The 13,048-nt window shown below is 60.6% G+C and carries 12 protein-coding genes and 2 pseudogenes; 13 read left to right on the forward strand and 1 reads right to left on the reverse strand.

Features of this window, described 5'->3' with window-relative positions; all coding sequences use genetic code 11:
* Positions 1-2 precede the first annotated feature (2 nt).
* The 3 genes and pseudogenes from BDO18943_RS07640 to BDO18943_RS07650 all read left to right on the forward strand — a co-directional run.
* Positions 3-461: pseudogene (locus BDO18943_RS07640) on the forward strand (IS5-like element ISPre1 family transposase); the annotation flags it as partial.
* A 375-nt stretch (positions 462-836) separates the two neighbouring features.
* A complete protein-coding gene (locus tag BDO18943_RS07645; protein WP_024569584.1) occupies positions 837-1,658 on the forward strand; it encodes a CmcJ/NvfI family oxidoreductase in 822 nt (273 codons plus the stop codon).
* Positions 1,659-1,717: 59 nt separating this feature from the next.
* The gene (locus tag BDO18943_RS07650; protein WP_286962390.1) at positions 1,718-2,650 is read left to right on the forward strand and encodes a helicase-related protein; all 933 of its coding nucleotides are present in this window, start codon (positions 1,718-1,720) and stop codon (positions 2,648-2,650) included.
* 150 nt (positions 2,651-2,800) lie between these two features.
* Here the strand turns inward: BDO18943_RS07650 and BDO18943_RS07655 are convergent.
* Positions 2,801-3,706: pseudogene (locus tag BDO18943_RS07655) on the reverse strand (LysR family transcriptional regulator).
* A gap of 154 nt (positions 3,707-3,860) precedes the next feature.
* Here BDO18943_RS07655 and BDO18943_RS07660 point away from each other — a divergent pair.
* From BDO18943_RS07660 to BDO18943_RS07705, 10 genes are all read left to right on the forward strand, one after another.
* Positions 3,861-4,268 (forward strand): ketosteroid isomerase-related protein, encoded by a 408-nt coding sequence (locus BDO18943_RS07660; RefSeq protein WP_017514126.1) that lies wholly within the window; start codon positions 3,861-3,863, stop codon positions 4,266-4,268.
* A gap of 1 nt (position 4,269) precedes the next feature.
* A complete protein-coding gene (locus BDO18943_RS07665; protein ID WP_007182546.1) occupies positions 4,270-4,878 on the forward strand; it encodes a GNAT family N-acetyltransferase in 609 nt (202 codons plus the stop codon).
* Positions 4,875-5,765: a carbon-nitrogen hydrolase family protein gene (locus tag BDO18943_RS07670; protein ID WP_007182547.1), complete on the forward strand. Its 891-nt coding sequence runs from the start codon at positions 4,875-4,877 to the stop codon at positions 5,763-5,765. Before BDO18943_RS07665 ends, BDO18943_RS07670 begins: the two co-directional genes overlap by 4 nt.
* Positions 5,766-6,047: 282 nt before the next feature.
* Complete coding sequence (gene frmR, locus BDO18943_RS07675) at positions 6,048-6,323, forward strand: formaldehyde-responsive transcriptional repressor FrmR (protein WP_007182548.1); 276 nt, start codon at positions 6,048-6,050, stop codon at positions 6,321-6,323.
* Between the two features lie 59 nt (positions 6,324-6,382).
* On the forward strand, positions 6,383-7,492 hold the full coding sequence (locus tag BDO18943_RS07680) for an S-(hydroxymethyl)glutathione dehydrogenase/class III alcohol dehydrogenase (RefSeq protein ID WP_007182549.1): 1,110 nt from the start codon (positions 6,383-6,385) through the stop codon (positions 7,490-7,492).
* 43 nt (positions 7,493-7,535) lie between these two features.
* Positions 7,536-7,934 (forward strand): VOC family protein, encoded by a 399-nt coding sequence (locus tag BDO18943_RS07685; protein ID WP_017514589.1) that lies wholly within the window; start codon positions 7,536-7,538, stop codon positions 7,932-7,934.
* A 182-nt stretch (positions 7,935-8,116) separates the two neighbouring features.
* Complete coding sequence (locus BDO18943_RS07690) at positions 8,117-9,451, forward strand: DUF3422 family protein (RefSeq protein WP_023106334.1); 1,335 nt, start codon at positions 8,117-8,119, stop codon at positions 9,449-9,451.
* Positions 9,452-9,509: 58 nt separating this feature from the next.
* The gene (gene fghA, locus BDO18943_RS07695) at positions 9,510-10,340 is read left to right on the forward strand and encodes an S-formylglutathione hydrolase (protein ID WP_011871465.1); all 831 of its coding nucleotides are present in this window, start codon (positions 9,510-9,512) and stop codon (positions 10,338-10,340) included.
* Between the two features lie 16 nt (positions 10,341-10,356).
* Positions 10,357-11,664: an NAD(P)/FAD-dependent oxidoreductase gene (locus tag BDO18943_RS07700; protein WP_011871464.1), complete on the forward strand. Its 1,308-nt coding sequence runs from the start codon at positions 10,357-10,359 to the stop codon at positions 11,662-11,664.
* Between the two features lie 51 nt (positions 11,665-11,715).
* Positions 11,716-13,029 carry a replication-associated recombination protein A gene (locus tag BDO18943_RS07705; protein ID WP_023106336.1) on the forward strand — a complete coding sequence of 438 codons (1,314 nt, stop codon included), beginning with the start codon at positions 11,716-11,718 and terminating at the stop codon, positions 13,027-13,029.
* The last annotated feature ends 19 nt before the right edge of the window (positions 13,030-13,048 follow it).

Below are 13,048 nucleotides of genomic sequence, written 5' to 3' on the forward strand. Positions count from 1 at the left end.
GACTGAAGGCGCACATCGGTGTCGATGATGAGTCGGGCTTGGTGCACAGCGTGGTGGGCACGGCGGCCAACGTGGCCGATGTCACCCAGGTCGATAAGCTGCTGCACGGCGATGAGAACATGGTCGGTGCCGACGCGGGTTACACCGGCGTCGAGAAACGCCCTGAACATGAAGGCCGGGAGGTCATCTGGCAGATCGCCGCCCGCCGTAGTACTTACAAGAAGCTTGATAAGCGCAGTGCTTTGTACAAAGCCAAGCGCAAGATTGAGAAGGCCAAGGCTCAGGTACGAGCCAAGGTCGAGCATCCGTTCCGGGTGATCAAGCGCCAGTTCGGTTATGTGAAGGTGCGCTTCCGTGGTCTGGCGAAGAACACGGCGCAACTGGTGACGCTGTTCGCGCTGTCGAACCTGTGGATGGCGCGCCGACATTTACTGGCGAATGCAGGAGAGGTGCGCCTGTAATGTGGGAAATGGCTGCCGCGAGGTGCTCGCGGCGGCTAAAAACACAGAAATAGGCGGGTGATCTGAGCGTTTTTGATCGATTTGCCGCTTTTAAAATCGGCAGGGGCTGAAGTCAGCCAGAAATACACAACTACTTCAGACCATCCCTAGTAGTCGCCCTGGGCGCGGGCCTGGAGTCCGACGCGCCAGTCCTGGTCAAGCTGGTCGTCGGTGCCGAGTTGAGAGATGTCCTTTTCTACCGGTCGGGGACCATGCACCTCGGGGAGCATTTGAAAGTGTCCGTTCGAAGGCATACAATCGAGAGTCTACATGCAAGCTACAGCGCCGCCACGGTGACACCACGCCGGATGCGGTCAGCAGACCGGGAGGTGTTACTTGAAATGCACAACCGATATGCCCGCCAGTGTCATCACGACACTCACCTACCTGGTCAAGCACGATGCGAAGCCCTATGTGCATACCGAGGCTCTGACCGGCGACAGTGAACCGCATTACTTTGCCGAGCAGGAGGAGCGCGAGGTCACGATACACAGCGGTCGTCCGTTGGCAGACAGCCTTTCTCTGGACAAGCAGGGGTTCGAATTCCATCGGCGGGATACGGTGGTCGACGACCTCTACGACGATACCTCAGTGGAAAACGTCTACTATGAAGAGGTCAAGGCCTTGATCAAGGAGTTGACGGGCGCGAGCCGGGTCATCATCTTCGACCACACCAGGCGCAGCGACGCCGAGGGGCGGGATGTTCGCGGCCCAGCCAGCCGTGTGCATAATGACTACACAGAGCACTCGGGGCCTGAACGTATCCGCGACGCGCTGGGCATGGATCAGGCCGCCACACTGGCAGCGGTGCCGGTGGCCCAGATCAACCTCTGGCGCCCGATGAGCGGGCCCGTTAAGCGCTCGCCGCTGGCCGTGCTGGACGCCTCGACGCTCGACCCCAATGACCTGCTGGCCACCGACCTGGTCTATCCGGATCGTATCGGTGAGATCTACCACCTGGCCTACAATCCGCACCAGCGCTGGTACTATTTTCCGGACATGCTCCGTGACGAAGTCTTGCTGATCAAGGGGTATGACTCGCGTCACGACGGCCGAGCCCGCTTCACGCCCCATACCGCCTTCCGGGACCCAAATACGCCGCCGGGAGCCCCACCGCGCGAGAGTATCGAAGTTCGCACCCTGGCCTTCTTTGATTAAGTTTTTGCCACCTGGCGGATAGCTGATCCACCCATGACTGCAGAGCCCTCGGCTACGGTGTGGGTGATGCCAAACCGATGTCGCTCTCTAGGGACACGCTGATCGATTACGGGTTCCGTTTGCCTTCATCGAAGAACAACCGGCCATTGAACTTTGACGAGTTCGAGAAGGTCAAGCCTCAGACCATCTTTGTTTCCGCTACTCCGGGCGACTACGAGCTGAGGGTGTCGAAAGGCAGGGTTGTCGAACAGGTTATCAGGCCAACGGGACTGCTTGACCCCAAGGTTGAAGTGCGGAAAGCGGATGGATACATAGATGACCTGCTTGCCGAAATATCGAAGTGCGTGAAGAGAAAGAATCGAGTGCTTGTGACTACGCTGACGAAGGTCAGTGCAGAAGAGCTAACGGATTTCTTGACGGACAACGGGATTCGAGCGCGCTACATGCATTCGGACATAAAAGCGGAGGATCGTGTTGAGATCATCAATGGCCTGCGCGCAGGAGAGTTCGATGTTTTGATTGGGATTAGTCTTTTGCGCGAAGGGCTGGATATTCCAGAGGCATCATTGGTTGCCATTCTCGATGCAGACCGTGCAGGGTTCTTGCGTTCGGCCCATGCGCTCATTCAGATGATCGGTCGAGTCGCTCGGAATGAAAACGGCAAGGCGATCTTGTACGCCGACGCGGTGACGCCGGCGATGAAGCAGGCGATCGATGAGACCAATAGGCGCAGGCAGCTTCAAATTGCCTTTAACGAGGAAAATGGGATTTCTCCAGCCTCGTCTGTGCGAAAACTAGCAGGGGAAGAGACGAATACGGAGGAGCCCACCGTTCATTCCGAGGCTTTCTGCGAGAACTTGTCCGACCTTTGCGATCAGATCACTGCCAAGGAACAGCAGCTACTCGAATTTACCGATACCGGTGACGAGCAGCGCGTCGAAGACATTCGTCGTCAGTTGGATGGGTTGTACCGGCAATTCATTTACATCTAATCGTTCGCCGGCATTGGGTTGCATGGCCGACCGATCTGCATCTGGGGCAAGCGGGCAGACGGTCGGCTCATCATTCAACCGGAGGGGTGAGCCGCCGAGGCTCAGTGCCCCGCTTTCCAAGATGTGTGCCCTACAGCGTCTTGCGAGGAGTCAGGGCAAAGCTGGCAACGATCCCACGGCGAGCAGCATTTCATCAAATACCGCTCGAACCCGTCCTGGAATGGGGCCACGCTGAGGCCGATAGACGTACAACCCCCATGCCGGAGGTTCTTCGTTCTCCAGCACTCGCACCAGCTTCCCGTTGGCAATGTAGGGGGCAGCCATGTAGTCCGCCAGTTGCGCGAAGGCGATTCCGGCCAACGCTGCCCCCATTTCGATGTCGGCATTGTCAGCGACGAGAGTGGGTGCGGTAGGTGTCCACTGGCGTCCCGCCTTGAAGTGCCAAGGCTAGGGGCGGCCGGTATTGATATCCAAGGCCACGGTAACTGGCAGGCTGCTTAGCGCATCGATGTTTGCAGGTACGCCCACTTTCTTGATCAGGCGCGGAGCGGCAACGATGGGGAGTCTCATGTCGGCGGCCTTGCGTGCGACGAAGCGGCTATCGCGCATGAATCCGACCCTGATCCCGACGTCAATCCCTTCGTCAACCGTATTGCTGATGCGATCGGACAGGCGCACATCCAGCGTGATGCCGGGATGACGCGCGGCCACGCGCTCCAGTGCCGGTAGCACCGCTCTGGTGCCCAAGCTGTGCGGTGCGGTGATGCGAACCGTGCCGGACAGAGAGGCCTGCTGGTCGGAGCTAGGCGTTCGCCACAGATCCTCGAACCGCTCCAATGCGGGGCGCACTTGGTCTAGCAGCCCTTCGCCGAAGGCGGTGATGCGCACCTGGCGCGTGCTTCGATGAAACAACACCTCGCCGTAGTGTTGCTCCAGTTGCTGGATGGCACGGGTTACACCTTGCGGAGAAGTCCCCAGCCGGACGGCCGCATCGCGAAAACTGCTGCTTTCGGCCGCCACCCGAAAGATGCGCAGTAGTTCCATTTCTTTGTTCATGACGCACGCCTCATGGCCGGTTTCGCTGCTCGTTAATTGTTCCAGATTGTGGAATTATAAAATCGCAACAATTCCATATACAAGGAGAGCGCGGTTGCCCAGACTGACAACACCCCGGAATGCTCCGCTCCGAACAACCCAACAAGGAACGCGAATGAACGCTGCGACTCTCATCACTGCCTACTACGACGCCTTCAACCGCGGCGACCGCGAGGCCATGCTGTCAATGTTGACCGATGACGTCGCGCACGACTTGAACCAGGGCGCTCGTGAGGTCGGTCGCGAAGCCTTCCGCGCCTTCCTGCAGCGCATGGACCGCTGCTATGGCGAGCAACTGCGCGGGATCGTGGTGATGGTCAGCGCCGACGGCCTGCGTGCAGGCGCGGAGTACGTGGTGCATGGCGAATACAAGGTGACGGACGACGGGCTGCCGGAAGCCCAGGGCCAGCGCTACGTGCTGCCGGGCGGCGCGTTCTTCGAGATCCGCGATGGCAAGATCGCTCGTGTCACCAACTACTACAACCTCGGCGACTGGATCGCACAGGTTGGAGGGGACGCCTGAAATGACCAGCGACGTGCAGGTGCTGGTTCGTCGTGGCCCGGACATTGCCGAATGGTTCGATGCCGTGGCAGGCCTGCGGGCGAGCGTCTTCCGCAGCTTTCCTTACCTGTACGAGGGCGACACCGAATACGAGAAGCACTACCTCGCCATGTACGCCCGTTCGGCAGACAGCCTGCTGGTACTCGCGCTCGCTGATGATGTGGTCGTGGGTGCGTCCACGGGGTTGCCGCTCGGCGATGCGGAGCCGGCCTTCCATGTGCCGTTCGCCGATCGAGGAATCCCGGTGGAGGCAGTGTTTTACTGTGGCGAATCAGTCCTGCTCCCGGCCTTCCGGGGCCTTGGCCTGGGCCATCGCTTCTTTGACGAGCGCGAAGCGCATGCCCGTTCGTTGGGCGGCATGCAGTGGGCATCGTTCGCGTCGGTGGATCGTGCAGACGACGATCTCCGGCGTCCTTCCAACTACCGCAGTAATGACCCCTTCTGGACCCGTCGCGGCTACGTGCGGCAGTCGGACATGAAGGTTACGCTGCCCTGGAAGCAGGTGGGTGAGCCGAGCGAAACCGAGCAGACGCTCACGATGTGGCTGCACTCCCTGGAGAACGCGAAATGAAAGTAGCAGTTGCGAAATACTCAGTGGGTCAGCCCGCGGGCTTCGAGGCATTTGCTGCGCGGCAGCGGCTGGTTCTGGAGGAGGCGCGCCGTGGCGGGGCGGAACTGGCCGTGTTGCCCGAGTATCTATCCCTCGAACTGGCTGCAACGTTCGAGCCTGGCATCCGCCATGATTTCAACGCCTCTCTGGCCGCGCTGCAGGCCTTGCAGCCTGCGTGGCTGGCACTGTATGCCGACCTGTCGCGCGAGTTGTGCATGACCATTCAGGCCGGTACGTTTTTGACCCAGGTTGGATTGGACCGCTACCGCAACCGGGCTTGGTGGTTTGCGCCTGACGGCACACGCGACTACCAAGACAAATTGCAGTTGACGGGGTTCGAGAAAGACGCCGGCGTCATCGAGGGTGGCGACGAACTGAAGGTGTTCGATTTGAAAGGCGTGCGTGCCGGCATCGCTGTTTGCTATGACAGTGAGTTTCCATTGCCCGTGCGAGCCCAGCGAGAGGCGGGAGTGCGCCTGCTGCTGGTCCCGAGCTGTACCGACACCCAAGCAGGTGCAACCCGGGTCCGTGTGGGCTGCATGGCGCGGGCACTGGAGAACCGAATGTTCATCGCGCAGGCCGTGACGACCGGAGCTGCTGACTGGAGCCCGGCGCTGGACACGAATACTGGCGAGGCCACGATCTATGCACCCATGGATCGCGGATTCCCGGAGGATGGCATTCTCGCGACGACTTGCGGCACGCAGACATGGGCGATTGCTGATCTGGACGTTGAAGCCCTCGAACGAAACCAGGAACAGGCCCAGGTTGCGGTCGATCGTGACTGGGACGGCCAGATGTTGCCTGCACTGAGGAAGGCTCGGTACTCGGGTCGTCAGGTCGCCTAGCCGGTCTCATCTTGATAGCTTCAGCTCGATGAGTTGGCTTAGATAGGCCATATCTATCTGCGCATAGATTTTTCCAGTTTGACCGGTTTTGAACTTGCCCCGATGCTGTCGATACATGCAAGAAATATTCATTGATTTGAATGTTTTGCGCTTCTTGGGAACAAATCTGTACTAGCCTGTAATAGTGCTCGAAGAGCACAGAATTTGTGGCGAAGTTCGGCCGCATATACTATGGTGGAGTATTGTATAATGCGGCGGTGTACCCAAGTAGAGAGGTGTTCGATGCCACACAGCCCGGAAGAAAAGAAGCAAGCCCTGACGCGCATCCGGCGCATCAAAGGTCAGGTAGCGACTCTTGAGCAAGCGCTCGATGCAGGTGCGGAATGCCCTGCAATTCTTCAGCAGCTTGCGGCCGTTCGTGGGGCAGTCAACGGATTGATGGCAACCGTTCTGGAGAGCTATCTGCGGGAAGAGTTTCCCAGTAGCGAAATCAGGAGCGATTCGCAGAACAAGTCCATTGACGAGACCATCTCTATCGTCCGCTCCTATCTGCGGTAGAGGCACCAGGGTGCCCTCGGTGAGGGCAAATTTAGTTAGCTAGTAAAGGAAGCGACATCATGAAATCACGTGCAGCAGTTGCCTTCGGGCCAGGAAAGCCGCTGGAAATCGTCGAGATCGACGTCGAGCCGCCGCGCAAGGGCGAGGTGCTCATCAAGATCACGAACACCGGCGTTTGCCATACCGACGCCTTCACCCTGTCGGGCGACGACCCCGAAGGTCTCTTCCCGGTCGTGCTGGGTCATGAAGGTGCGGGTATCGTCGTGGAGGTGGGTGAAGGTGTGACCAGCGTGAAGCCTGGCGATCACGTCATTCCCCTCTATACCGCCGAGTGCGGCGAGTGCCTGTTCTGCAAGTCCGGCAAGACCAACCTGTGTGTCGCGGTGCGCGCCACCCAGGGCAAGGGCGTGATGCCCGATGGCACCACCCGCTTCAGCTACAACGGCCAGCCGATCTACCACTACATGGGCTGCTCGACCTTCAGCGAATACACGGTGGTGGCCGAAGTCTCGCTGGCCAAGATCAACCCGGACGCCAATCCCGAGCATGTCTGCCTGCTGGGTTGCGGTGTGACCACCGGCATCGGCGCTGTTCACAACACGGCCAAGGTTCAGCCGGGTGACTCTGTGGCCATCTTCGGCCTCGGCGGCATCGGGCTCGCTGCGATTCAGGGGGCACGCCAGGCCAAGGCAGGTCGCATCATCGCCATCGACACCAATCCAGCGAAGTTCGAGCTGGCTCGTACCTTCGGCGCGACCGAATGCCTCAACCCGAAGGACTTCGACAAGCCGATTCACGAGGTTCTCATCGAGATGACCGGTTGGGGTGTCGATCACACCTTCGAGTGCATCGGCAACGTCAACGTGATGCGCTCGGCACTAGAAGCAGCACATCGTGGCTGGGGCCAGTCGATCGTCATCGGCGTGGCTGGTGCAGGCAAGGAAATTTCGACGCGCCCGTTCCAGTTGATCACCGGTCGCACCTGGAAGGGCTCGGCTTTCGGCGGGGTCAAGGGCCGCACTCAACTTCCCGGCATGGTGGAGGACGCAATGAAAGGCGAGATCGATCTCGCCCCGTTCGTCACCCACACCATGGGCCTCGACGACATCAACAAGGCCTTCGACCTGATGCATGAAGGCAAGTCGATTCGCACGGTGATCCACTACTGACCGCCCACTACCCATTCAACACCAACCACCAAGGAAATTAATCATGTCCACTCCTGTCATTTCTGGCGATGGCATCTTTTCGCACATTTTTATCGGCGCTGCCGACCTTCAGAAGTCGGTCGCGTTCTACGACGCCGCTCTGGGTGCTCTTGGCATCAAGAACCTCGGTCCTTTCAACAACGGATGGGTACTTTTCGGTCGCGAAAAGCCGGCTTTCATCATCGCCCGTCCGGGCAATGGTGAAGCGCCCTCCAGCAACGGCGTGACGATCGGCTTTGCGGCCGCCACTCCCGCCGAAGTGGATGCCTTCCATGCTGCCGGCCTTGCCGCAGGCGGCACCGACGAGGGCCAGCCTGGCGCACGTGGTCACCTGCCGGGTGCCTATGCGGCCTACCTGCGTGATCCGGCGGGCAACAAGGTCTGCTCGTACACCTTCGTCTGAAAGCAAGGAAGCTGAGGGCGTTCTGAAAGGGCCAGCACAAGCCTCTATACGGCGAGCCTATTAGACGGACCGTGTAGAGCGGTGCCTGCTCATGAAGATCGGCCCGCAGCCATGTGCGAAACGCATGGCTGCGGGCATTTGCTTTGAAGCGTGTTTTTCAACCAATGAGAAATGAGGTCGTTATGCAAGAGCCGGCCAACATCAATGCGACGACCGTACAACCCGCCCCGACCGCCACCGTGTACGGCATGCCGGCCTATGCCGATCGTGCTGCGGCCGTGGGTGAAGTGCATGCGCGCCCGCATCTGTTGATTCAGGCCCCCCGCGGCATATTGCAGCTCGCTTTCATGACCGAAGGCGATCAGGCCAGGGATCAGATGGCGATGAGTGAGTTGTCTCATCGCTTCGGCGTTGCCGAGCCCGACCACGCTACGCCGCTTCACGGCATGACATGGGATGAGGGAGACCTGCACTGTGAAAAGCACACCGAGTTCTCAACGTATCTCTGGTGCGCTTCGCTGGATTCCGAGACGGGAGAGCCGTGCGGCGAAAATCCGTTCAAGCATGGATTTGTTCCTCCCGGCCCGGTCGTATCCGGCATCCGTTTGAGACTTCTTCCATGGACGCCGGAAACGGAGAAGGAGGCCGATCGCTTCGATCCTGCCAGCCTGTGCTACTCGCTGGTGGAGAACGGCTCTGCCGCCATCCTCACCGACTTCCGACAGGATGAGGATGGCCTGACGCAGATCCTCGTCCTTGCCCGCGATTTGACCCCGGCGCGGGCGGGTGCGCTGGCTCAACGTCTGCTGGAGATCGAGACCTACCGTACCTTGGCGTTGCTGTCCTTGCCGTTGACGCGGTCGATGACGTCGGAGCTGCGGCGCATGGAGTCGCGCCTTGCGGCGATCACCGACGAGATGTGTACGAGCTTGGTGGAACGGCGCGACAGCGACGTGCTGCTGTCCGAATTGACCGGCCTGGCTGCCGAACTGGAAGCTGGCGTTGCGGCGAATCTCTATCGCTTCGGCGCCAGTCGTGCCTACTACGAGATCGTCGAGGAAAGGCTGGCAGCGCTTTCGGAAGAGGCCGTATCCGGGTACTGCACCTGGGCGGATTTCCTGCAGCGTCGCATCGCTCCCGCCATGCGGACATGCCAATCCGTAAAGGAGCGCCAGACCAAGCTCTCCGACAAGCTGACCCGGGCCATCGCGTTGCTGCGTTCCTGGATCGACGTCGAGCTTGAACGCCAGAACCGCGATCTGCTTGCGTCGATGAACAACCGGGCCAAGATGCAATTGCGCCTTCAGCAAACCGTCGAAGGCCTGTCGGTCGCGGCAATTTCTTATTACGTCGTGAGTCTTCTCGGCTATTTGCTCAAGGGCATTCCGATGGTTCACGACAGCGTGGCGCCGGTGATGGCGGTTCTGGTGCCTGCGGTGATGCTGACGATCTGGTGGATCGTGCGCAGGATCAGACACGCCCACGGCGACACGGCAGCGGAAGAGAAATCTTCCTGACGAGCTGCCGTCCTGGCGCGCGAGAGCTGCGCCGTTCCTTTGAACATAGGAGAACTACATGGAACGCATCGAACATCACGCCAGCTTTGATGGTTGGCAGGACGTTTATCAGCATGAATCCACGACGCTCGGTTGCACGATGAAGGTCGGCGTCTATCTGCCTCCGCAGGCACAGCACGGCAAGGTGCCGGTGCTGTACTGGCTTTCAGGCCTCACCTGCACCGAGCAGAACTTCATCACCAAGGCCGCCGTCCAGCGCTACGCGGCCGAACATGGCATTGCCGTCGTCGCGCCCGATAGCAGTGCTCGCGGCGAAGGCGTTGCCGACGATCCTGCCTATGACCTCGGACAGGGGGCGGGTTTCTACGTCAACGCCACACAGGAACCCTGGGCTGCGAATCATCGGATGTACGACTACGTCGTGCAGGAATTGCCGGCGCTGATCGAGGCCCACTTTCCCGTGACAGCGGAGCGGAGCATCAGCGGCCATTCCATGGGAGGACACGGCGCTCTGGTCATCGCCCTGCGCAACCCGGGCCGTTATCGAAGCGTCTCGGCCTTCTCGCCCATCGTCGCCCCCACCCAGGTTCCCTGGGGGCACAAGGCCTTCGAGGCGTACCTGGGCAGCGATCGGGAAGTGTGGAAGCAGTACGACACCGTGGAGCTGATTCGCACCGTGCAGGAGCGTTTGCCGTTGCTGGTTGATCAGGGCTTGGGCGACGAGTTCCTGGAGAGCCAGCTTCAGCCCGACCTGCTGCGCAAAGCCTGCGACGAGACGGGGCACCCGCTCACGTTGAATCTGCGCCCAGGCTACGACCACAGCTACTACTTCATTGCCAGCTTCATTGGCGAGCATATGGCACACCACGCATCGGCGCTGAAACGCTGAGAGAGGAGATCAGGTCATGACAAAGACCTCCAAAAACCGACATCACGTCGTCATTATCGGAGCGGGCTTCGGCGGGATCGAGGTTGCCAACCAGCTTGCTGGTGTCGAGGTCGATGTGACGATCATCGATCGGCGCAATCATCACCTGTTCCAACCCTTGCTTTACCAGGTCGCAGGTGCGTCACTTTCGACATCCGAGATCGCCTGGCCTATTCGCTATCTCTTCCGAAATCGCCCGGAAGTGAACACCTTGATGGCGGAAGTGGAAGGTATCGACCAGGACGCGCGTCAGGTCATTCTCAACAATGGAATGCGGCAAACCTACGACACGCTCGTGCTCGCGACAGGTGCTACCCATGCCTACTTCGGACACGACGAATGGGGGGCTTTCGCGCCGGGGTTGAAGACGCTGGAAGATGCCACGACCATTCGGGGCCGAATCCTCGCGGCTTTCGAGGAAGCTGAGCGCACGAGCGATCCTCAGCAGCGTGCCGCGCTGCAGACGTTCGTCATCATCGGTGGTGGTCCCACCGGGGTTGAATTGGCCGGAACCATCGCCGAGCTGGCACGAGACACGCTGGCGCGTGACTTCCGCTCGATCGACCCGAGCACATCGCGGGTTGTACTGATCGAGGCTGGCCCGCGTCTGTTGTCGGTCTTTCCAGAGGATCTTTCGGCCTATACGCGCCAGGCACTCGAAAAACTCGGGGTCGAGGTCGTGCTGGGTACTCCGGTCACCGAATGCTCGGCCGACGGCGTGGTGTATGGCGGCAAGCCCCTTTCGGCCAAGACCATCGTCTGGGCCGCCGGAGTCCAGGCGTCTCCCGCGGCTCGCTGGTTGGGCGCTGCGTCTGATCGTGCTGGTCGAGTGGTCGTTGGCCCTGACCTGACGGTGGCCGGTCGCCCGGAGGTCTTCGCCATCGGCGATACAGCCTCGTGCACCATGGCCGATGGGAAGCCCGTGCCGGGCATCGCCCCGGCCGCCAAACAGCAAGGGAAGTACGTCGCTAACCTGATTGGACGGCGTTTGAAGGGCAAGCCCGCTGACGGGCCTTTCAAATACCGGCATCAGGGGAACCTGGCCACCATCGGCCGCAGCCTGGCGGTGATTGACATGGGGCGGGTGAAGCTGCGTGGTGCCTTTGCGTGGTGGATCTGGAAGCTGGCGCACATCTACTTTCTGATCGGCACGCGAAATCGTCTCAGTGTCGCTTTGAGCTGGGTATGGAACCACAGCATCGGCTACCGCGGCTCTCGCATCATCATGCATGCGATTGCCGACAAAGAGCCCACGGCGTTGGATAAATCCGGCTCTCTGGATTGAGGTGCCCACCTTATCGGAACGTCAACTATCAGAAATGCCAGGGAGAGGAACTTGACCGATCTATTCACGACAAAGCCCAAGCCTCCCTTGGCCGAACTCCTGCGGCCCAAGACGCTGGACGAATTCGTCGGGCAACGGCACTTGCTCGGCCCCGGCAAGCCGCTGCGTCTCGCGTTCGAGGCGGGCAAGTTGCACTCGTTCATCCTCTGGGGGCCGCCAGGCGTGGGCAAGACCACCCTAGGGCGCCTGGCCGCCAGTGCGACCGACAGCCGATTCATCGCCATCTCGGCCGTGCTGGCCGGGGTGAAGGACATCCGGCAAGCCATCGACGAGGCCCAGGCCGAACTGGACAACCATGGTCGATCGACGGTGCTTTTCGTCGATGAGATCCATCGCTTCAACAAGGCGCAGCAGGATGCCCTGCTGCCCCATGTCGAGTCGGGGCTCCTGACCCTGGTGGGGGGGACGACCGAGCATCCGGGGTTGGCGGTCAATTCCGCACTGCTCTCGCGCGCGCAGGTCTATACCCTCGAACCGCTGTCCAGCGACGAACTGAACCAACTCTACGAACGCGCACTGCCGCATCTCCAGGGCGTCACGTTGGACGCGGACGCGCTGGATCTGCTCAAGGGCTTTGCCGATGGCGATGGCAGGCGCTTCCTCAATCTGCTTGAGCAGGTGACGAATGCGGCGTCGGGCGCTGGCAAGACCGTGGTCGATGGCCAGTCCGCCAAGCTGTCCACCAGTCCATCGCTGCGCAGGTTCGACAAGGGCGGTGACGAGTTCTACTGGCAGCTCTCAGCCTTCCACAAGTCGCTACGGGGCTCCGACCCTGATGCGGCCCTGTATTGGCTGGCCCGCATCCTTGACGGTAGCGGCGACGTCAGCCAGGTGACCCGCCGCATGGTGGTAGTGGCCAGCGAAGACATCGGCAATGCCGACCCGCAGGCGCTGCAACTGGCGCTCAATGCCGCGCTGGCTTATGAGAGGCTGGGTTCCCCCGAAGGCGAAATACCGATTGCCCACGCGGCGACCTACCTTGCTGCCGCCCCCAAGTCGAACGCTGCCTATGCCGCCTGGAACAAGGCGAAGACCTTCGTCAAGAACAGCGGCTCCCTGCCTGTGCCTCTCCATCTTCGCAATGCGCCGACGAAGCTGATGCAGCAGATGGGGTATCACGAAGGCTACCGCTACGCTCCTGACGAGCCCAACGGCTACGCCGCTGGGCAAAGCTACTTTCCCGAGGGCGTGGCGCGGCCGGGCTGGTATCAGCCAACGGACAGAGGTGTTGAGCGCAGGCTGGGAGAATGGCTTACTTGGCTGCGCTCGCTGGATGATGGGACGCTGCCAGAGGCGGACGCCTGACCGGTCGCCTCCGAAACCT

The sequence above is a fragment of the Burkholderia aenigmatica genome (genome assembly GCF_902499175.1).
Lineage (GTDB): Bacteria > Pseudomonadota > Gammaproteobacteria > Burkholderiales > Burkholderiaceae > Burkholderia > Burkholderia aenigmatica.